Origin of the sequence: Chryseobacterium daecheongense (assembly GCF_003729955.1) — a bacterium.
Taxonomy (GTDB): domain Bacteria; phylum Bacteroidota; class Bacteroidia; order Flavobacteriales; family Weeksellaceae; genus Chryseobacterium; species Chryseobacterium daecheongense.
The window spans coordinates 535,259-554,570 of record NZ_RJTX01000004.1 but is presented as its reverse complement, the minus strand read 5'-3'; the positions used below and the strand labels follow the sequence as shown (position 1 = coordinate 554,570).

19 protein-coding genes are annotated in these 19,312 nt (G+C 37.2%); 11 read left to right on the top strand and 8 right to left on the bottom strand.

Annotated elements, in window-relative coordinates; translation table 11 throughout:
* Positions 1-10 precede the first annotated feature (10 nt).
* Positions 11-349 carry a hypothetical protein gene (locus EGI05_RS15845; RefSeq protein WP_134197455.1) on the top strand — a complete coding sequence of 113 codons (339 nt, stop codon included), beginning with the start codon at positions 11-13 and terminating at the stop codon, positions 347-349.
* Between the two features lie 55 nt (positions 350-404).
* Here the strand turns inward: EGI05_RS15845 and pepT are convergent, their stop codons facing one another.
* Positions 405-1,652: a peptidase T gene (gene pepT, locus EGI05_RS15840; RefSeq protein ID WP_123263998.1), complete on the bottom strand. Its 1,248-nt coding sequence runs from the start codon at positions 1,650-1,652 to the stop codon at positions 405-407.
* A gap of 188 nt (positions 1,653-1,840) precedes the next feature.
* Here pepT and EGI05_RS15835 point away from each other — a divergent pair, with 188 nt between their 5' ends.
* Both EGI05_RS15835 and EGI05_RS15830 read left to right on the top strand, forming a co-directional pair.
* Entirely contained in the window at positions 1,841-2,689 is an 849-nt protein-coding gene (locus EGI05_RS15835; RefSeq protein ID WP_123263997.1) for a hydroxymethylglutaryl-CoA lyase, read from the top strand.
* Between the two features lie 70 nt (positions 2,690-2,759).
* Entirely contained in the window at positions 2,760-3,593 is an 834-nt protein-coding gene (locus EGI05_RS15830) for a sulfurtransferase (protein WP_123263996.1), read from the top strand.
* Positions 3,594-3,632: 39 nt separating this feature from the next.
* On the opposite strand, the gene EGI05_RS15825 is transcribed toward EGI05_RS15830, so the two are convergent.
* Both EGI05_RS15825 and EGI05_RS15820 read right to left on the bottom strand, forming a co-directional pair.
* On the bottom strand, positions 3,633-3,959 hold the full coding sequence (locus EGI05_RS15825; protein WP_123263995.1) for an SUF system Fe-S cluster assembly protein: 327 nt from the start codon (positions 3,957-3,959) through the stop codon (positions 3,633-3,635).
* Positions 3,960-3,962: 3 nt separating this feature from the next.
* The gene (locus EGI05_RS15820; protein ID WP_123264390.1) at positions 3,963-4,667 is read right to left on the bottom strand and encodes a 3'-5' exonuclease; all 705 of its coding nucleotides are present in this window, start codon (positions 4,665-4,667) and stop codon (positions 3,963-3,965) included.
* A 79-nt stretch (positions 4,668-4,746) separates the two neighbouring features.
* Between EGI05_RS15820 and EGI05_RS15815 the strand changes: the two genes are divergently transcribed.
* Positions 4,747-5,520: a DUF4382 domain-containing protein gene (locus tag EGI05_RS15815; protein ID WP_166668358.1), complete on the top strand. Its 774-nt coding sequence runs from the start codon at positions 4,747-4,749 to the stop codon at positions 5,518-5,520.
* A 2-nt stretch (positions 5,521-5,522) separates the two neighbouring features.
* Here the strand turns inward: EGI05_RS15815 and EGI05_RS15810 are convergent, their stop codons facing one another.
* Entirely contained in the window at positions 5,523-5,870 is a 348-nt protein-coding gene (locus EGI05_RS15810; RefSeq protein WP_123263993.1) for a tRNA-binding protein, read from the bottom strand.
* Positions 5,867-6,376, bottom strand: coding sequence for a hypothetical protein (locus tag EGI05_RS15805; RefSeq protein WP_123263992.1), 510 nt, complete (start codon positions 6,374-6,376; stop codon positions 5,867-5,869). Before EGI05_RS15805 ends, EGI05_RS15810 begins: the two co-directional genes overlap by 4 nt.
* 193 nt (positions 6,377-6,569) lie before the next feature.
* On the opposite strand from EGI05_RS15805, the gene EGI05_RS15800 reads away from it, so the two are divergent.
* The 6 genes from EGI05_RS15800 (at position 6,570) to EGI05_RS15775 (ending at position 15,499) form a co-directional block, all read left to right on the top strand.
* Positions 6,570-7,136, top strand: a complete 567-nt coding sequence (locus EGI05_RS15800; RefSeq protein ID WP_123263991.1) for a DUF4840 domain-containing protein — start codon at positions 6,570-6,572, stop codon at positions 7,134-7,136.
* Between the two features lie 91 nt (positions 7,137-7,227).
* Positions 7,228-7,794 carry an RNA polymerase sigma factor gene (locus EGI05_RS15795; RefSeq protein ID WP_123263990.1) on the top strand — a complete coding sequence of 189 codons (567 nt, stop codon included), beginning with the start codon at positions 7,228-7,230 and terminating at the stop codon, positions 7,792-7,794.
* Entirely contained in the window at positions 7,787-9,169 is a 1,383-nt protein-coding gene (locus EGI05_RS15790; RefSeq protein ID WP_123263989.1) for an outer membrane beta-barrel protein, read from the top strand. Before EGI05_RS15795 ends, EGI05_RS15790 begins: the two co-directional genes overlap by 8 nt.
* Before the next feature lie 40 nt (positions 9,170-9,209).
* Positions 9,210-10,181, top strand: a complete 972-nt coding sequence (locus tag EGI05_RS15785) for a T9SS type A sorting domain-containing protein (RefSeq protein WP_123263988.1) — start codon at positions 9,210-9,212, stop codon at positions 10,179-10,181.
* 266 nt (positions 10,182-10,447) lie between these two features.
* Entirely contained in the window at positions 10,448-11,983 is a 1,536-nt protein-coding gene (locus EGI05_RS15780) for a YifB family Mg chelatase-like AAA ATPase (RefSeq protein WP_123263987.1), read from the top strand.
* Between the two features lie 432 nt (positions 11,984-12,415).
* On the top strand, positions 12,416-15,499 hold the full coding sequence (locus EGI05_RS15775) for a non-ribosomal peptide synthetase family protein (protein WP_123263986.1): 3,084 nt from the start codon (positions 12,416-12,418) through the stop codon (positions 15,497-15,499).
* Between the two features lie 46 nt (positions 15,500-15,545).
* On the opposite strand, the gene EGI05_RS15770 is transcribed toward EGI05_RS15775, so the two are convergent.
* Together EGI05_RS15770 and EGI05_RS15765 are read right to left on the bottom strand one after the other, a co-directional pair.
* Positions 15,546-16,022, bottom strand: a complete 477-nt coding sequence (locus EGI05_RS15770; RefSeq protein ID WP_123263985.1) for a YdeI/OmpD-associated family protein — start codon at positions 16,020-16,022, stop codon at positions 15,546-15,548.
* 78 nt (positions 16,023-16,100) lie between these two features.
* The gene (locus tag EGI05_RS15765) at positions 16,101-18,305 is read right to left on the bottom strand and encodes a S46 family peptidase (protein WP_123263984.1); all 2,205 of its coding nucleotides are present in this window, start codon (positions 18,303-18,305) and stop codon (positions 16,101-16,103) included.
* An 88-nt stretch (positions 18,306-18,393) separates the two neighbouring features.
* Here EGI05_RS15765 and EGI05_RS15760 point away from each other — a divergent pair, with 88 nt between their 5' ends.
* A complete protein-coding gene (locus EGI05_RS15760; RefSeq protein ID WP_123263983.1) occupies positions 18,394-18,825 on the top strand; it encodes an META domain-containing protein in 432 nt (143 codons plus the stop codon).
* Positions 18,826-18,884: 59 nt separating this feature from the next.
* Here the strand turns inward: EGI05_RS15760 and EGI05_RS15755 are convergent, their stop codons facing one another.
* Complete coding sequence (locus EGI05_RS15755; RefSeq protein ID WP_123263982.1) at positions 18,885-19,310, bottom strand: hypothetical protein; 426 nt, start codon at positions 19,308-19,310, stop codon at positions 18,885-18,887.
* Positions 19,311-19,312 lie beyond the last annotated feature (2 nt).

Here is a 19,312-nt window from a genome sequence, read left to right as displayed (position 1 = left end):
TATTAATATTATGAAGTTTAACAGTTTTAAATGGATAATAATCTTAAGTATATTAGTTATGAATCTTAACTTTTGTCAAAAATGTGATAAGGTTACCATAAAAGGAATTACAGGAAATGTAAAACAGGGAGCTGTCGTAGAGACTGAAAACAATGAAATTTACTATGTTGAAGGATTGCATGACTGGGGAAAGAACATTGGAAGAAAAGTTTTAATATCTGGATGTTTAAAGAAAATTAAACATGTTGATAAAAAGGAAAATGATAATCAGATAATTCAAACTGTTGATAATGGGATTTGGGTTGAAAAACTCATTCAACATCCAAAATGGAAATTTATGGATAAATAATCTGTAAAAGCCACCGCTTTAAGCGGTGGCTTTTTTATATAAATCTGTAGCAATCTTAACCTCTCACAATATTCACAATCACCTCAACCGCCTTCTCCATACTCTCCAGCGCCACATACTCATAAGGACCATGAAAGTTGATTCCACCCGCAAAAATATTCGGACAAGGTAATCCCATATAAGATAATTGGGCTCCATCTGTTCCGCCTCGGATCGCTTTTATTTTTGGCTCAATTCCTGCTTCCTTCATCGCTTTTGAAGCTAGATCAATGATATGCATCTTCCCTTCAAACTGCTGTTTCATATTGCGGTATTGCTCTTTAATTTCTATTTCAGCGGTTCCTTCCCCATGTTTTTGGTTGAATTCAGCAATTTTTTCCTCCATGAACTTCTTTCTTGCCTCAAATTTATCCGCATCGTGGTCACGGATGATGTACTGAAGTTTAGCTTCAGAAATATCAGCAGTAATATCCATTAAATGATAAAAACCATCAAACCCTTTTGTTGTAGCGGGTGTTTCGTTAGCAGGAAGCATTTGCGCAAACTCAGCTGCTAAAAGAGCTGCATTCACCATTTTTCCATAAGCGTAACCAGGATGTACACTCAATCCGTGTATTTTCACCACTGCACCTGCGGCATTAAAATTTTCATATTCTAACTCTCCAACTTCACCGCCATCCATGGTATAAGCAAACTCAGCTCCAAATTTGGCAACATCAAACTTATGTGCTCCTCTTCCGATTTCCTCATCAGGAGTAAATCCAACAGCAATTCTTCCGTGTTTGATCTCAGGATGAGCAATCAGATATTCAGCAGCTGTTACAATTTCAGCGCAACCTGCTTTATCATCAGCGCCAAGAAGAGTATTCCCGTCTGTCGTGATTAAGGTCTGGCCGATATATTTCTTTAAACTTTCAAATTTCGAAGGTGATAAAGTGAATCCGGTAGTTTGGTTCAAAACCAGATCACTTCCATCATAGTTTTCCCAAACCTGTGGGTTTACATTTTCTCCACTGAAATCAGGAGACGTATCATAATGAGAAATAAATCCAATAGTGGGTTTGTCATCATTTTCCAGGTTAGATGGAACATATCCCATAATATACCCGTTATCATCAATTGAAACATCTTCTAAACCGATAGTCTTTAATTCTTCAGTAATATATTTGGCGATGTCCCATTGTCTAGGAGTTGAAGGTGTTGTTTCACTTTCCGCATCACTCGTTGAATAGATTTTTACGTAACTAAGAAAACGGTTCAGTAACTTTTCTTTCCACAATGCGTTGAATTCTATAGTGCTCATTAGATAATATAAATTTTAACAAAGGTAACGATTTTGGTGCTCAGAATATATTATCGGCTTTTGGATATTTAATCATTGATACTATGAATCATGGATAAATATTTGAAAATCAAAATAATATTAACTTCGTATGAGCCTTATATGGAATGGTTTAGTTTTATTATATTTGAGAAAATCAAAAAGTAGAAATGTTTCTTACCGAATGTCCTCGAGACGCAATGCAAGGTTGGGGGGAATTTATCCCAACCAATAAAAAAATAGATTACATCAACTCTTTAATGGAAGTTGGCTTTGATGTTTTGGACTGCTTAAGTTTTGTTTCTCCAAAAGCAATCCCTCAAATGGCTGATTCTGCAGAAGTTGCTGAGAATATCGATAAATCTTTGTCCAATACTAAAGTCTCTGCGATTATCGGAAATTACAGAGGAGCGGAAAAAGCATTGGCTCATCAGTCGGTGGACATTTTAGGATTTCCTTTTTCTATTTCCGAAACATTTCAGCATAGAAATACCAATAAAAGTCAGGAAGAAGCATTCAATGAGATCATAAAAATGCTGGAATTAACGAAAAGAGAGAACAGAGAGCTGAACATCTACTTTTCAATGGCTTTCGGAAACCCTTATGGTGAAATGTGGAAATGGGAAGATGTAGATTTCTGGGCACAGCGATTTTCGGAAATTGGCATTAAAAATATTTTGCTTTCTGATACAACAGGGGTTGCCACACCGGAAACCATCGCTCTTCTCTTCGAGAAAATACCTTCAAAATATCCTGAGATCAATTTCGGCGGACATTTTCATAACCGTTATGAAGACTCTTATTCCAAATTAAAAGCAGCTTATGATAAAGGCTGCAGAAGATTTGACAGTGCCATCAAAGGAATCGGCGGATGCCCAATGGCGAAGGACGATCTGGTAGGAAATATGCCCACAGAGCAGGTGATCAATTTCATGAGTGTTGAGAAAATAGATCATACGCTTAATTTATTAAACTTCGAAAGCTCCTACAATAAGGCTAAAGATATTTTTCATTTTTAAAATCAATAGTGACGGGTTTTTAGCCCGTCTTTATTTTAATGTGTATAATAATTAATCCAAAATCTACAAAATGTCCCCAATTATCTCTTCATCCGAATTAAAAAATATTACCTCTGAAAACCTTGTCATTCTTGACACAAGAACAGGAAAAGATATTCATCAAATCTTTCTGAACAGGCATATCAAAGGAGCCAGGTTTGTAGATTTGGATAAAGATTTGGCAGATATTGGAGAAGATGCTGCATTTGGTGGAAGACATCCTCTTCCTCATATTGAAAAATTTGGTGAAACTCTTTCAAAGCTGGGAATTTCAGAAAATACTCATATAGTAGTTTATGATGATAAAAATGGATCTAATGCGGCTGCGAGAGCTTGGTGGATGCTAAAAGCTTTTGGGATTGAAAATGTTCAGGTGTTGGATGGAGGGATGCAAGCTGCGGAAAAGAAAGGTGTAGAATTCTCATCAGGTGAAGAGGTTTTTGAAACGACTCCAATAATTAAAAAAGACCACTGGCTTCTACCTGTTTCAAGCTTGGAAGAGGTTGAAAATGAATTAATAAACAAATCCTCTATAGTTATTGATGTAAGAGATGCTTATCGCTACAAAGGAGAATCGGAACCGATAGATTTGGTGGCGGGACATATTCCGGGAGCTATCAACATTCCTTTTTCAGAGAATCTTGATGAGAACGGAAACTTCTTATCACCCGAGATTTTAAAAGAAAAATATCAAAAACTGTTAGGGAATAAGCCTGAAAAACTTATCATCCATTGCGGATCGGGAGTAACGGCATGTCATACCATTCTGGCTTTAGATTATGCTGGTTTCCAGATTCCTAACCTGTATGTAGGATCCTGGAGCGAATGGAGCAGAAGAGATAAGGAAATAGCAAAAGATCTATAAAACAAAAACCGCAGACATTTCTGCGGTTTTGTATTTTTATTAAAGCATTCCGAGTTCAAATTTCGCCTCTTCGCTCATCATATCCTTATTCCAGCTTGGTTCGAATGTAAGCTCTAAATCAACACTTTTCACATGTTCTACATCCGAAACTTTATCTTTTACTTCCTGTGGAAGCGTTTCTGCAACAGGACAATTCGGGGTAGTAAGTGTCATGATAATTTTTACATCGCCTTCATCGGAGATCTGTACGTCATAAACCAGTCCTAGCTCATAAATATCCACCGGGATTTCAGGGTCATACACAGATTTAAGTACCTTTATGATATCTTCTCCGATATCAGCAATCTGATCGTCTGTAAATTTCATTTTTTAATCTAAATTGATATACCTTTTCAATAAATCTTCCTGGCGCATACGCCGGAAAATATTTGCCAAAGTTAAGACATCTTTTTCACAATAGTCAACAATTCTTTGCAAGTCTTTCTCTATGTAGTAAATTGATGAAACCATTGAGCCGTCTATATCATCTTTAGGAGTGGGAATTCCAAAGACATGCGCCAGTAATTCAAGAGAGACAAAACTTTTATAATCCCCGAATTTCCAAAGTTCCATTGTATCAATATGAGGGATTTCCCAAGGCTTTTTTCCAAACATCTGAAAAGGAACCGGAGGTTGCATACCATTGATCAGGAATCTTCTTGCGATCCAGGGAAAATCAAACTCTTTTCCGTTATGCGCACAAAGAATAACATCTCGAAGCCGCGGACTGTTAAAAAGTTCACCAAATTCCTGAAGAAGCTTCTTTTCATTATGACCGGAAAAACTTTTGATCTTCAATGTTTCATTTTTTTCGAGCATTCCGATAGTAATACATATGATCTTCCCAAATTCGGCCATAATTCCTGCTCTTTCGGAATAAAACTCTTGTGCGGTAATCTCTTCTTTTCTTTGAAATCGGGTCTTTTTATCCCAAAGTTTCTGATCGGTTTCTGAAAGATCTTCCCATAAACCGGCGCCCGGAACAGTCTCAATATCAAGGAATAAAATTTTTTCCAAAGGAATGTGCTGTATCATTTTTTGTCTTTTTAGGATGGAAAGATATGGCATAATATATGAACTACCAAAGCGTTTAATAGAGACAAAATATATTTTTATGAAGAAGCTATTAATTTTAGGAAGCAGTATCTGCTTACTTTTCATGGGGTCATGTAATGACGATTCCGATGGGAGTGGTACTGCTACAGTCAATGTGAGGCTTACGGATGGCCCCGCAGCGTATGATGCTGTTAATGTTGATATTCAGAGAATTGAAATTAACAGTGATGGGCAATGGATTCCATTGAATTTTCCAAGCCCGGGAGTATACAATCTGCTTAATTTTAAAAACGGAACCGATGTGGTTTTGGGTCAGGCGGTACTTCCCGCAGGGAATGTCTCTCAAATGAGAATGGTTCTGGGGCCTAATAACACGTTGGTTGTTAATGGTGTAACCTATCCGTTACAGACTCCTTCCGCACAGCAGAGTGGTCTTAAATTTAACTGGCACCAAACGTTAGCCGCCAATGGAGCGTATACAGTATGGATAGATTTCGATGCAGGAAGATCTATTGTGACTACGGGAAATGGATCTTATATCCTGAAACCTGTCATCAGAACTTTTTCTGAGCTTACCAACGGGCAGATAAAAGGATATGTACAGCCCGCAGCGGCTGATGCGGTTGTACATGCTATTGTGGCAACTGATACCATTGCTACGGCAATACCAAATCCGGATGGATTCTTTATGTTCTCAGGTTTACCTCAGGGTACCTATACTGTTTCTTATGATGCAGATGACAGCACCGGGTATAATGATGAAAATACGAGTAACGTTTCGGTAGCGTTCGGGCAGATTACCAATTTAGGAACTAAAACATTACAACAGTAGGTTTAACCTACCTGAAAACCATTTTTAGTGGGAAGTGATGTTGTAAGCAATGTCACTTCCTGCTTATTGTCTCCATAAACTCCCAATACCAAACATTCACTAAAGAAATTGGCAATTTGCTTCTTAGGGAAGTTGACAATGGCTAAAATCTGCTTGCCGATCAGGTCTTCTTTTGTATAAAACGTGGTGATTTGTGCTGAAGACTTTTTGATGCCCAAATCTCCAAAATCAATTTCTAACTGATAAGAAGGATTTCTTGCCTTCTCAAAATCAACAGCTGAGATAATTGTTCCGGTTCTTATATCTATTTTCTCAAAATCTTCCCAGCTTATTTCTGGCTTTATCATTATGGTAATGAATTAATAAATTGTTCTACTTCTGTTTTCTGTTCCGCATATTGTTTTTGTAATTCCGAACCTTCTCCCATTCTCCTGTAATACTCCAATGCTTTATTTCCGAAAAATTTTTTATGAAAATCCGTAACATCAGGAATTTGAGGAAAAACTTTGTGGAAAAGCATTTCGTAATATGCTTGGAATTCACGTTCGTTTTTATCTTCAATCACATTTCCCGGAGCTTTTTGTCTTACATGAAGCATTTCGTGAGCCACCATATTGAGAACAAGGTTCAGATCAAAATCAAATATATTCTTAGGAATCATTACTTTCTGAGGCTGTCCTAATTCTCCTTCAGCGGTTAAAAGCATAGAATTTGGAGAAAATTCTTCCCTGAACCCAAAGCCCGCAAAATTTTCATGCTCCAGATTAAATGAACGGATTAAATATTCTGCAGCATCTATAATTTGATCATGTTCTTTGTAAGCATCAAGATGTAAATTGATTTGTTCGAAATTCATCCAATTATTGTTTTAACAAATGTATTAAAACAGATAGAAATCATAGATTAAAAAGCCAAGATTATTTCAGTACATGAAATAAAAAAATAAAAAAATCTCTCTTTTTCAAAATTCCATGCAAGATTTTCAAAGAGCCAGGATTTATATCAATGAGTACTCACAACAATAATGTATAATGTAAAGAATTAAACGAATGAAAAAATTGATAGTGCTTAAAGCTTTTATAGCTGTTTTGTTTCTAAGTCTTTTTGTAATATCCTGTGATGATGATTACGAGCCAATACCAGTAAAGCTGGAAGATGTGAACGGGAATTATAAAGGAAAGCTGATTACCACGCAAGGCGGAAATCAGAATGAGAAAATAATAAATTTTACGGCCAAAAAAGATACCATTAAATTTGCAGAATTCCCCATCAGGGAAATTGTAAAAACAGTAGTAGGGGATCCTGTGAAAACAGAAGCTGCATTGACGGCAATAGGAAAAGTGAAATATAATCTTGAATATACATCAAAGATCAATACAGCAAATAATGTAGTGGAGCTGACATTTGCACCCAAAACTCTTCAGTTCCAGATCCCGGTGGACGGAACCAATAAAAATACGGTAGTAACATTGGCGGCCAAACAAAAAGGGTTCTATGTAGGACAGGATTTTTCACTAAGATTTGGCTTGGTGGCAGAAAAAATAACAGTGGACGGATTAACGTTAGATCCTTTTGCAACAATTAAATATGACTTCCCCTATTGCATAAAAAATTAAAATAGTTAATTGATGATGCTTATAGATTGCGTTGTTAAAGACGCAATCTATTTTTCATGAAGAGATTGTCCTATAAGGAACATAAAAATAAATGGAAGAAAACAAGGAACAGATTTTAGCGAATCGCCTTCTGAAGAAAGAGGAAGCGGCCTGGAAAGAACTTTTCAGGGCTTATTCTGGTCATCTGTCCTATGTATGCTCCCGCTATATTATTGGTAAAGACGATATACATGATGTTTTACAGAATAGTTTCATAAAAATGTTCCGCTCCATAGAATCATTCGAATATAGGGGAAATGGTTCTTTGAAAGCCTGGATTACCCGTATTGTAGTCAATGAGTCGTTGAAATATATTAAGAAAAACCCAGATTTTAAATGGGTTGATGAAGAATTTGAATTTTCCGATCTCCCAAATGAAGAAGAACCTAATCTGGAAGAAATCCCGCAAAATGACATCATGAAAATGATACGGTCTCTTCCCGAAGGATATAGAACAGTTTTCAATCTGTATGTATTTGAAATGAAAAGCCATAAAGAAATTGCCGGACTTTTAGGAATTGCAGAAAATTCTTCAGCCTCACAATTTCATAGAGCTAAAGCGATGCTTGTTCAGAAAGTTAAAGAATATAAAATGTCAAAAGAAGCACAATATGAGTAATCAATGGTTAAATAACCTGCGCAGAAAAATGGAAGATCACACTGAGGATGTTCCAGATGAATGGTGGGATGACATCAGAGATGAATTATTCTGTGAAGATGAAAAAAATAAGGCTGTTTTTTTTACAGTGGGTAATAATGAGGCCGACAAAAAAGAAGAAAAACCTTCAGGATATAATGGTAGACCATTATTATATCGTATGGTGGGAATGGCTGCTGCTCTTGCCTTTTTATTCATCATTGGAAAAAGATTATTTGATAGGGCTAATGAAGAGCATCTGCCAAAAGAAATATATTCAAAACACGATTCCGGAATCAATAATTCTTCGGATATATCAACTAAGAATATAAATATTCCTGACAATAGTTTAGGAAAACAAAGCGAAGAATCCGTAACATCCGGTGAAACCCAGTCAAAAAATATTTTTGCCAAAATCTATGATAAAATAATCGGGAAATCACCAGAGGGAAGGAATTCAGACTTAGCAGAAAAAATCAATAATGAAACGATAGAAAAGCTGAAACAAAGTACACAACAAGTACAGAAAGAAAATGAAATTACTGCTGAAAATCTATTCAATACTGAAAATAGAACAGATGAGCTGTCAAAGAATGAGGTGGAAGAAGAAAATCCATTAATGAATGATAAACCCAAAATAACCAAAAGACAGTCCAAGAAATCCTGGATGCTCAACGTACTTACCGGAAGCACATCTTCCAGCTCGGCACAGCAGTTTCCGGGCTATGCAACAATGAATGGAAGCCCAATGAGTGTTGATGATGTATTTACCATTTCTGATTTTCATGAAAACCCTTTGACACAGGTTTTATTAGCGAACCAGGATGAAGAGGTAAAGGCAAAAGTAAGACATAAAGTGCCTGTAACCTTAGGCGTTTCGCTGTATTACAATATTGGAAAAAAATGGGGATTAGGAACCGGAGTGAACTATACGAAACTATCATCAGAGCTTCGTTCCGGCAGTGAATCCAATCTGATCAAAAGCGATCAATATGTTCATTATGTCGGAATTCCGGTACAGGTTAATTATAATGCGGTACAGAAAGGCAGATTTACGGGATATGTTACAGGAGGTACTCTGGTTGAAAAAGCGGTGGCTGGAAATGTCAAAACACAATACATCGTCAATGATGAAGTAAAGGAAGAAAAAACAGAAAATCTGGAAACCAAACCCACTCAAATTTCTGTAAATGGCGGATTAGGATTTCAATACAAGATCATCAACAATATAGGAATTTATGCAGAACCGGGAGTAAGTTATCATTTTAAGGATAATAGTGATCTCAATACCATTTATAAGGAAAAGCCGCTGAATTTTAATATGAAGTTCGGAATAAGGGTTTTAATTAATAATTAATGACTGAATCATAAAGAAAATCACCAACAAAAAATTGACTATGAAGACAAAATTAATTTTTTTAGCTTTTTATGCATTCATCGGAATGCTGAATATTAAAGCACAATGCTCACTTACCCCTACTATCACAAGTCCAAGATTAGGCGTCATGTTCCCCGATAAAGTCGTTTTTTGTAATACGGAGACCGAAGTGTTATCTACACAAACGTATGGAACTTATCAATGGTATAAACAGGAATGGACCTGGCAAACCCCTAATACGAATCCATGGGTGGCTATTCCGGGAGCGACATCACAAACGTTAACCATTGATGGGACGAATGACATGCTTTATTATTTTAAAGTAGTTGTTACCCTGAATGATTGTACCGCGGAAAGCCCGGCTATTATGGCAGATGGCTATGCCTATGGTCTTCCTTCTATGTTGACTACCTTAACTCCGGGAACGTATCAGCAGATTGATGCTGGAGAATATAATGTTTGTCAAGGAGCTTCCGTAACATTTGAAAATACATTTCCTGTCTTATACGGAGTTCATACATGGTATAAATGTACACCAAGTAATATTCCGCCTGTTCCGGGAGATCCGTGTATTATTAGTGGTGCTGTAGGAGATTCCTATGTGGCAACTACATCCGGAGAATATGGTTTTTATGCATGTACGGAATACTGCCCGGATCAATGTGAATTCTTAGGCTTGGGCGGATTTGTTAAGCTCAATTTTGGAAACTGGAGCTTTTGCAGTCTGGGAACAGGAGAAACAACACCTAAAGAAAATGATCTGACTTTATATCCAAACCCAACTACTCAACTTCTTTACATTGGGAAAAAAACAGATAAAGCGTATGCGGATATTTCGATAGTAGATGCTTCTGGAAGGCTTGTTTTAAAGAAAAGCAATCATCAATATACTGAAGCAATAGATGTAAGCAAGCTTACAGCTGGAAATTACTTTATCGTTTCCAAAAGTTCTGATGGGAAAATCTATAAGAACAAATTTATCAAGAAGTAATAGACTCAAGATATAAATGGATCCAAGAGAGGATTTGTTTAGTTTTTCAATAATGGTTTGATCGGCGCAAATTTATTTGCGCCGATTTTTATTTTATCCATTTTTAAATTCTGATTTATTTTGATTGAAATTTTCAAAAATAAAGGAAACGTGTGTTTATAATTTTCATCAATAATTTTTTAATGAAATTGTTTTTTCGTCGTTCCTTAAAAGTTCTCACTCATAGGTTTTTATAAAAAATATTACATTTACATAAAACACAAAATATGCTGATAAAAATTTATGGAAGCGCAATTCACGGAGTTGCCGCTCAGACGATTACTATTGAAGTTAATGTAGATACAGGTGGAGTTGGTTATCATTTAGTCGGGCTTCCTGATAATGCCATTAAAGAAAGCAGTTACAGGATTTCAGCCGCCTTGAAAAATGTCGGATACAAAATACCCGGAAAGAAGATTACTATTAATATGGCTCCTGCGGATCTCAGGAAAGAAGGATCTGCTTATGATCTGAGTATTGCTATTGGAATTTTAGCGGCATCAGATCAAATTATTGCTGAAAATATTCACCAGTATATTATCATGGGAGAATTGTCCCTGGATGGAAGCCTGCAACCTATAAAAGGAGTTTTACCTATTGCCATTCAGGCCCGGGAAGAAGGTTTTAAAGGAATTATTCTTCCTAAACAGAATACCCGTGAAGCGGCGGTAGTAAGTGATCTTGAAGTATATGGTGTGGAAAATATTAAAGAAGTGATTGAGTTTTTTAACGAGGGAAAACCTATTCCAAGAGAAATGCTGGACACTTCAAAAGAATTTCAGGAAAAGATCAGCCAGTTTCCCTTTGACTTTTCTGAAGTGAAGGGCCAGGAAACAGCCAAAAGAGCGATGGAAGTGGCAGCAGCAGGCGGACACAATATTATCTTGATCGGACCTCCAGGAAGCGGAAAAACGATGCTTGCCAAAAGAATTCCCGGTATTTTGCCTCCTCTTACCTTAAAAGAAGCTCTGGAAACTACAAAAATACATTCCGTAGCTGGGAAAATAGGAACCGAAACCTCTTTAATGACAGTAAGGCCCTTCAGGTCACCTCATCATACGATTTCTGATGTAGCACTCGTCGGTGGCGGAAGTTATCCACAACCGGGAGAAATTTCTTTAGCCCACAACGGTGTTTTATTTTTAGATGAAATGCCTGAATTTAAAAGGGCTGTGCTGGAAGTCATGAGACAACCTTTAGAAGACCGGGAAGTTACTATTTCCAGAGCGAAATTTACCGTAAATTATCCGGCGAGCTTTATGCTGGTAGCTTCTATGAACCCCAGTCCAAGCGGATTTTTTCCTGATGATCCAAACAATACGTCTTCTGCCTTTGAAATGCAGAAATATATGAATAAGCTTTCCGGACCGCTTTTAGATCGTATTGATATCCATATTGAAGTACAGAAAATAGAATTCGAACAGCTGGCAGAAAAAAGGAAAGGAGAAAAAAGTGAAGACATCAGACAAAGAGTTTTGATTGCCCGCGAGATTCAGAGAGAGCGATATAAAGATTTAAAAATCAGTTATAACGCTCAAATTGGACCCAAAGAAATTGAACGATTTTGCCAATTGGATGAGGCCTCCTTCAATCTCATCAAGTTAGCAATGGAAAAGTTAAACCTTTCCGCAAGAGCCTATGACAGGATTTTAAAAGTAGCGCGAACTGTTGCCGACCTGGAAGAGTCCGAATCTATTCTATCTCATCATGTTTCGGAAGCGATACAGTATAGAAGTCTGGACAGAGGTTTCTGGAATATGTAATCCAGAACCCTTTTTCTTAATTCCCCCTATATTTAAAGTTATCGCAAGGGCTCGATATAATTATAACTCTCTGTTTAGGGAGAAATTTCTGTTTTTCTTTGCAGGGTTAAAATATTATGTTAAATTTGATTATTGATGTTTTATTGATATTTCATTATGAATATGTATAATTCTATAAATGCTGTCATAATGTTATAATATAAATAAAATATTGAAGCGGACCGTGAATTATTCATATGCGGATTAATTCTGGTTCCGTATAACACCAAACTAAAACTAATATGAAACTCAAATTAAACAGTGCCTGTTTACTTGCACTGCACATCCTCTGTTTCCTAAAATTTCTATTTATCCGTAAGGTACAGACAGTAATCTTACGCCAAGAAAGATTGAAATCAACCAACATAACTTTTACCAACCAAAATTATTACTATGGAAAACTTAATTTCAACAACAAAACCGGTAACATTATCTCCTGAAGACAGAGATAAGCTCTTGTATGAGTTTAATAAAACGGCATGGGAATACAGACAAGAAGAAACCCTCGTGACACTCTTTCAAAAGCAGGCTGAGAATTTTCCAAATCATGTCGCTGCTGTATATCAGAATCAACTGATTACGTATCAGGAACTGGATCGGAAGAGTAATCAGTTGGCACATAACCTCATTGAAAAAGGGGTAAAGGAAGGAATGTATGTTCCTGTTTGGCTTGATCGTTCTTTGGATTGGATTGTAGCCATTCTGGGGATTATAAAAACAGGAGCCGCTTATGTTCCTATAGATCCAGCCTATCCGGTAAAACGAGTGGAGTATATCCTTTCAGATACCTCATCGGATCTTATTATTACTAATGAAACATTGGGAGAGTTATTAAAAGGAGATGTAAAGGATAAGATATACCATTTGAATCAACACCTACTGGAGAAATTTCCGGTTTTAGAACCAGAAGTAATGATACATTATGATGCACTGGCATATACTATTTATACTTCCGGGTCTACAGGTAATCCTAAAGGAGTGATGGTAACGCATAAGAGCATACAGCATCTCGTGACGTGGCATAATCATTATTTTCAGGTAGATGACTCTTCCCGTCTAACTCTGGTTGCCGGGTTGGCTTTTGATATATCGGTGTGGGAAACATGGTCTGCGTTAACTACAGGAGCCACTATTTTTATAGCTGATAATGATGAACGTACGGACGCTTCAGCATTAACGGATTTTTACCGTAAGAATGGGATTACCCATGGTTTCGCCCCTACTGTTCTGATCCCAGCTGTTGTTGAAAAGACCAGAAAATATGATGATCTGAAATTACAGTACCTTTTTACGGGAGGAGAAAAACTCAAACCGGTGCTTACCGATGGTTTAAACTATGAATTGATCGATTATTACGGCCCTACTGAATGTACGGTATATGCTACTTTTAAAAAAGTGAAGGATGTAGGGGGACGATACGTATCCTCAATTGGAAAACCTATTGCCAATGCTCAGGCATATATTTTAGGAGAACAGATGGAGTTGTTACCTGTAGGAGCAACTGGGGAACTCTATATCGGCGGGGCAATTTTGGCCAAGGGTTATCTCAATAATGAAGAGCTTACATCAGCTAAATTTATTCTTCATCCTTTCAAAGAACGAGAAAAATTATATCGCACAGGGGATCTTGCCCGTTGGTCTCCGGAAGGAGATATTGAATTCCTGGGGCGAATAGATAATCAGGTTAAGATTCGGGGGTTTCGTGTGGAACTGGGAGAAGTAGAACGGACACTCATGCGTATGGAAAGTATACACGAAGCTGTTGTCATTACAAAAGACAGTGCAGGAGGTAATAAATACCTGATTGCTTTTATTGTGTTACAACCAGGAGAAGAAAAAAACATTGCCACAGTCAGAAATCAGCTTAAAGAAGAGCTGCCCGGTTATATGATTCCTGCCCAGATCATTACTATTGATAAAATACCTTTAACAGCAAATGGGAAAACCAATGTAAACTTCCTGAAAGAACTGGCAGATAAGGAAGCGAAAGAGCTTGTGGCAGTAGAACCTCCTACTAACGAAACAGAAAGGATCATTGCAGATATCTGGGCTGCAGAGCTGGAACGTCCGGTAATCAATATTACAGATCATTTTTTTGATATCGGAGGAAACTCTCTTTTGGTGGCCATAGTAGCAACAGTTTTAGAAGAAAGATTGGATGTAAAAGTCTATATGCGTGATATCTACCAATATCCTGTGCTGCAAGATCTTGCTGAAGTACTTATAGCAAGAGCTAAAGAAGCCAGGGAAGCTTTGCCTGTAGAAGATGTTGAACCTTATGTGGAATTGCAGCAGGATGTTTATCTGAATCCCGGAACTGTATTTGCAGGCGGATTTAATCCCGGTCAGATAGAAAATCCCGGAACCATATTTTTAACAGGGGTTACAGGGTTTGTAGGCATACATTTGTTGCAGGAGCTTCTGGATACTACGGAAGCAGATATTTACTGTTTGGTAAGGGCACAAGATGAATTTCATGCCATGGATAAAATTGATCGTTGTTTTTCCCAATACCATGTTCCTCGTAAAGAAATACAAAAGCCAAGGATTATTCCGGTAATAGGAGATCTTGCATTACCGTCATTGGGACTTTCGGCTGAACAGTTCAATAAGTTGGCAAAAACAATAGATCTTATTTATCACTCAGGAAGCTCCGTAAACTTTATTGAACCTTATTCTTATATGAAAGCCCCTAATGTGGAAGGTTTACGGGAGATCATCCGGTTTGCCGGAGCAGAGAGAACCAAGTGTCTTGCTTTGCTGTCTACCATTTCTGTATACAGCTGGGGTCATGTGTTTACAGGCAAAACAGTGATGTTAGAGAGTGATGATATCTCTCAGAATCTAATGTCTGTAAGTAAGGATATAGGGTATGTAAGAAGCAAATGGGTAATGGAAGCAATCGCTGACTTAGCCGCAAAGGAAGGGTTGCCCTTAATTACTTATCGGTTAGGGTATGCGATGTGCCATAGTGAAACTGGTGCCAGTGCACCTTATCAATGGTGGTCAGGTCTGGTTAAGAACTGTGTGGAATTCAAATCATATCCAATGCTGACGGAGCTTAGAGAAGGGCTGATCACTGTTGATTATATGACCAAAGCAATGGCACATATCACAAAAAATAAAGATGCCATTGGTAAAAAGTTTAATCTGATTGCAAGACCGGAGACTAACCTTACTCTGGAAGGATTCTTTAGCCTGATTAAAAAATATTATCCATTTACTCTTGAGGGACTCCCTTATAAAGAATGGAAAGAACAGTGGGAAAATGACAGCAAAAACCGCCTCTATCCACTCACCAGCCTTTTTAAAGATAATATGCATGAGGGATTATCTACGGTAGAGCTTTATCAGAACACCTATATCTGGGACTGCTCAAACGTAATCCGTTTTCTGGAAGGATCTGGTATTGAGGAGCCGGTGTTTGATAAAAAAATGCTGGATGCCTATCTGAAATATCTTGGTCTTCTTGCTTAAGTAATTGAAATTAATAAATCCGGATAATTTGTTATCCGGATTTTTTCTAAATCCCTTTTTTCCCTTCCAGGATCATCTGGATCATTTTCCCTTTTCTGTTTTCCCTGGTCTCAGCTTTTTTGGCCTCTTCGATCCAGCGGATATATTCTTTTCTATGAGTATAGCTCATTTTATCAAATAATTCTTTTGCTTCCTGATTTTCATTGAAAACCAAGGCGATGTCATCTGCAATGTCCACAGTTCTTTCTTCTTTATCTTCAATCAGGCTTACTGAAACTTCATCTCCAAAAGTCTTTCCAAGCTGCTTCCTAACTTTCTGCGTTAAGCCCAAAATATGGCAATCCGATTTCATTTTAGCCAGACTTCCACGATATTCAATGGCATCATCAAATAAAGCTTTGATCTTTACCTGTCCTTTCTTTCCGAATAACTTCTCCGTAGAAAAGGGAAACTCTACAAAAGCGGCATTCATATTCCCGTTTTGCTTGATGATGGCTGAAAATTGGATAGCTTCAGATTTCATAAGGTCAACAATTAATTTATTTCAAAAATAAAAAAACCGTGAAATAACTTCACGGTTTTCAAAATAATATAATGAGGATTATTTTTTCTTTTTGGTTTTCTTAGGCTCTGAAGTAGTCCCTGAATTCTTAGTCTTTGTGTCAGGAGGAGTATTTTCACCTCTTACAAGTTTTAATTCATCTACTAATCTTCTTGCTCCTGCATATTTGTCAATTACCCAAAGAACGAAACGAACGTCAACATTGATCGTTTTTTGCCATTCTGGTTCGAAAACGATATCTCCGCTTAAAGCTTCGCTGTTTCCGTCGAACGCGATACCTATAAGGTTTCCGTCGCCATCAATTACCGGAGAACCAGAGTTACCACCAGTAATATCATTATTAGAAAGGAAGTTTACAGGCATATAACCTGCAGCATCTGCATACTGTCCGAAATCTTTCAGGTTGTAAAGATCAATTACTCTTTGTGGAAGATCGAATTCTTCATCACCTTTTTTGTATTTGTTTACAAGACCTGTCATATCCGTATAATAGTTGTCAGTAACCCCGTGGTAGTTTCTGTCAGTTCTTACAGGCAATCTGTCAACCGTTCCATAAGTTAATCTCATCGTAGAGTTAGCATCCGGATAGAATTTTTTCTCAGGCATTGCTTTCATTAATCCTGCTAAGAATAAACGGCTGTTTTTAGCAAAATTGTCATCTACTTTAGCATACTTTTCAGCAGATAATCTTTGATCTGTAGCTAATCCGTTAGAGGTTTTCAAAAGCGGATCAGCATCAAGCTTAAGACGGTCCGGATTTAAAATAAAATTAGTAACAGACGTTTTATTAGCAAAAATAGAGGAGAATGCTACATTAGATAAGTTTTTAGCATCTAATGCCATTAATGTAGGAGAAGCAACCTCTTTGCTTACTCTTGTTTGATAAAGATTAACCATGGAGTTTAACATTTCTCCTTCCAGCTGGGTGTTAAAGTTTTCATATACACTTTTCACAGCTGCATCCACTTTTGGCTTCATAGCAAGTCTTCCTTGTAGATCCTGCTCTGCATAAGCTCTAAGAACAGATCCTAATTGATAAGCAATGCTAAGATATTTTGAGTTTCTTGAAAGCTGGGTCATATAGTTTCTCTCAACGTTTCTGTCCGAAACCTGTTTGTAATAAGAAGAAATGGCCTCTAATACTCCGTCATATTCAAGATTTCCATTTAAAGTCCAGTCTCTGAAGATCTTTTCAATGTTTTGCTTATCGGCAATCGTTCCATTTTTAGCAACAGCATCAATAGTTCCCTGTCTGTTTTTCCAGTAGTTGGCAACAGATGCATATTGAGAAGCATAGTTAAGCTGAGTTGCTTTATCTTTATCCATATACTTCTTCATCACATCCATTGCTAATTTAGAAGCTTCTACCCAAGCCGGATAATCTTTAGCCACCATTTGTTGGATACCGTAAGAAGTCAGGTAACGGTTGGTTCTACCAGGATATCCTAAGATCATTGAAAAATCACCAGGCTTGATCCCTTTAAGAGAAACTGGTAAGAAATGCTTAGGCTTTAATGGTACGTTGCTTGGAGAATATTCCGCTGGATTTCCTGCAGCATCCGCATACACTCTGAAAACAGTAAAGTCTGCGGTATGTCTTGGCCATTCCCAGTTATCTGTATCACCACCGAATTTTCCTAATGAAGAAGGCGGAGCTCCTACTAATCTGATGTCTTTATAATCTTGGTACACAAAGTAGTAGAATTCATTTCCGTTGAAGAAATCTTTTACTACAACAGTGTATTTTCCGTTTTCAGAGTTTTCTGCCTGAATAGCTTTTGTTTCAGCATCAATCACAGCCTTTCTCTGTTCCCCGGTCATATTGTTATTGAGTTTGGAATTGATTCTTTGCGTAGCATCATCCATTCTAACTAAAAATCTTACATATAAATCTTTTGCATTGAACTCATCTTTTTGCTTCATGGCCCAGAATCCGTTCTTCAAATAATCTTTTTCCGGAGTAGAAGCAGCTGCTACAGCTCCATAACCACAGTGATGATTAGTGAAAATAAGACCTTTGTCTGAAACAATTTCTCCAGTACAGAAACCGCCAAAGCTTACAATAGCATCTTTTAGACTTGAATTGTTAACAGAGTAGATTTCTTCCGGAGTCAGATGCAAGCCTTCTTTTTGCATATCAACACCATTAAGTCTTTTGATGAGCATTAAAAGCCACATCCCTTCATCTGCTCTCATTTGAGCAAAACTCAACAAGAAAGTGAATAGTAGAAATATTCTTTTCATTTTTATAAATTAAATTTTTGTGTCGCTAATTTACTAATTTTTACGATATTCTGTTGGGAAATGGTATGAAAATGGGATAAAGACAGTTATGAAAAAAATAGTAATGCTTTTTTTACCATTGATCATGGGAGTAATGATAAGCTGTTCATCCGCACAGGTTAAAAATCCCTATATTCAAAGAGAGTGGATGTTAATTTCTTTTGAGGACTTTACTAAAGAGCAGCTCATTAAAAATAAAGCAGGAATCAATCTCACCGCAGAAAAAAAAGAAGGTAAGATCCGTGGCGGAGCGTTTATGGGATGTAATAAAATATTTTTTACTTCGGAATTTAAAAGCAATGGGAAAGTGAAAATTTCCGGAGTGGGGAGTACGATGATGGCATGTCAGAACATGGCTTTGGAGACAGCATTTGCTAAAAGTTTTGATAAAATGACAACATATTCAGTAGAAGGACATTTCCTCACGTTATCTGATGAAAAAGGAAAAGTGATGAAATTTGTGGCTGCTGATTGGGACTAATGATCTGTACAAAATAAAAAGTCCGCAATCTGCGGACTTTTCTCCCATTGAATCAGTTATTAGTTTTTAGGTATTGTTTTTTTAATTTCTTCTAATGTTGCGGTATTGGGAAGCCCTACTACATTGTTGTTTGTGTTCCTAGAATCAATAGATGTTTTACGTGTTTTTTGCCTGTTGGGAATTGTTGATAACATCTCTTCAAAACTGGCAGTGTTAGGTAATAGCTTTCCACCGGTATTGTTTGCATTTACAGGCTGGGTTTTATTTTCCTGGGTATTTACTTTAAGACCTTGCTCTGAGACCAAAGTATTAGGAGCTTGCTTTAGAGGAGCATTTTCTTCAAGGCTTTTCGTTAACTGTAGTTGGCGTTCTTTGGCCTGTTTTACAATTTGTTCCTGATCTTCAATCTGCCCGGTGGAGGTTCTCTCTTGAGCATAAATGTTTAGGCTTAGTGCCAGAAAGGGGATGATATATAATGATTTCATGG

Excerpts from the sequence above, each read along its gene's own strand:
- EGI05_RS15845 (WP_134197455.1), top strand. The coding sequence starts at position 11 with ATGAAGTTTAACAGTTTTAAATGGATAATAATCTTAAGTATATTAGTT.
- pepT (WP_123263998.1), bottom strand. The coding sequence starts at position 1,652 with ATGAGCACTATAGAATTCAACGCATTGTGGAAAGAAAAGTTACTGAAC.
- EGI05_RS15835 (WP_123263997.1), top strand. The coding sequence starts at position 1,841 with ATGTTTCTTACCGAATGTCCTCGAGACGCAATGCAAGGTTGGGGGGAA.
- EGI05_RS15830 (WP_123263996.1), top strand. The coding sequence starts at position 2,760 with ATGTCCCCAATTATCTCTTCATCCGAATTAAAAAATATTACCTCTGAA.
- EGI05_RS15825 (WP_123263995.1), bottom strand. The coding sequence starts at position 3,959 with ATGAAATTTACAGACGATCAGATTGCTGATATCGGAGAAGATATCATA.
- EGI05_RS15820 (WP_123264390.1), bottom strand. The coding sequence starts at position 4,667 with ATGATACAGCACATTCCTTTGGAAAAAATTTTATTCCTTGATATTGAG.
- EGI05_RS15815 (WP_166668358.1), top strand. The coding sequence starts at position 4,747 with ATGAAGAAGCTATTAATTTTAGGAAGCAGTATCTGCTTACTTTTCATG.
- EGI05_RS15805 (WP_123263992.1), bottom strand. The coding sequence starts at position 6,376 with ATGAATTTCGAACAAATCAATTTACATCTTGATGCTTACAAAGAACAT.
- EGI05_RS15800 (WP_123263991.1), top strand. The coding sequence starts at position 6,570 with ATGAAAAAATTGATAGTGCTTAAAGCTTTTATAGCTGTTTTGTTTCTA.
- EGI05_RS15795 (WP_123263990.1), top strand. The coding sequence starts at position 7,228 with ATGGAAGAAAACAAGGAACAGATTTTAGCGAATCGCCTTCTGAAGAAA.
- EGI05_RS15790 (WP_123263989.1), top strand. The coding sequence starts at position 7,787 with ATGAGTAATCAATGGTTAAATAACCTGCGCAGAAAAATGGAAGATCAC.
- EGI05_RS15785 (WP_123263988.1), top strand. The coding sequence starts at position 9,210 with ATGAAGACAAAATTAATTTTTTTAGCTTTTTATGCATTCATCGGAATG.
- EGI05_RS15780 (WP_123263987.1), top strand. The coding sequence starts at position 10,448 with ATGCTGATAAAAATTTATGGAAGCGCAATTCACGGAGTTGCCGCTCAG.
- EGI05_RS15775 (WP_123263986.1), top strand. The coding sequence starts at position 12,416 with ATGGAAAACTTAATTTCAACAACAAAACCGGTAACATTATCTCCTGAA.
- EGI05_RS15770 (WP_123263985.1), bottom strand. The coding sequence starts at position 16,022 with ATGAAATCTGAAGCTATCCAATTTTCAGCCATCATCAAGCAAAACGGG.
- EGI05_RS15765 (WP_123263984.1), bottom strand. The coding sequence starts at position 18,305 with ATGAAAAGAATATTTCTACTATTCACTTTCTTGTTGAGTTTTGCTCAA.
- EGI05_RS15760 (WP_123263983.1), top strand. The coding sequence starts at position 18,394 with ATGAAAAAAATAGTAATGCTTTTTTTACCATTGATCATGGGAGTAATG.
- EGI05_RS15755 (WP_123263982.1), bottom strand. The coding sequence starts at position 19,310 with ATGAAATCATTATATATCATCCCCTTTCTGGCACTAAGCCTAAACATT.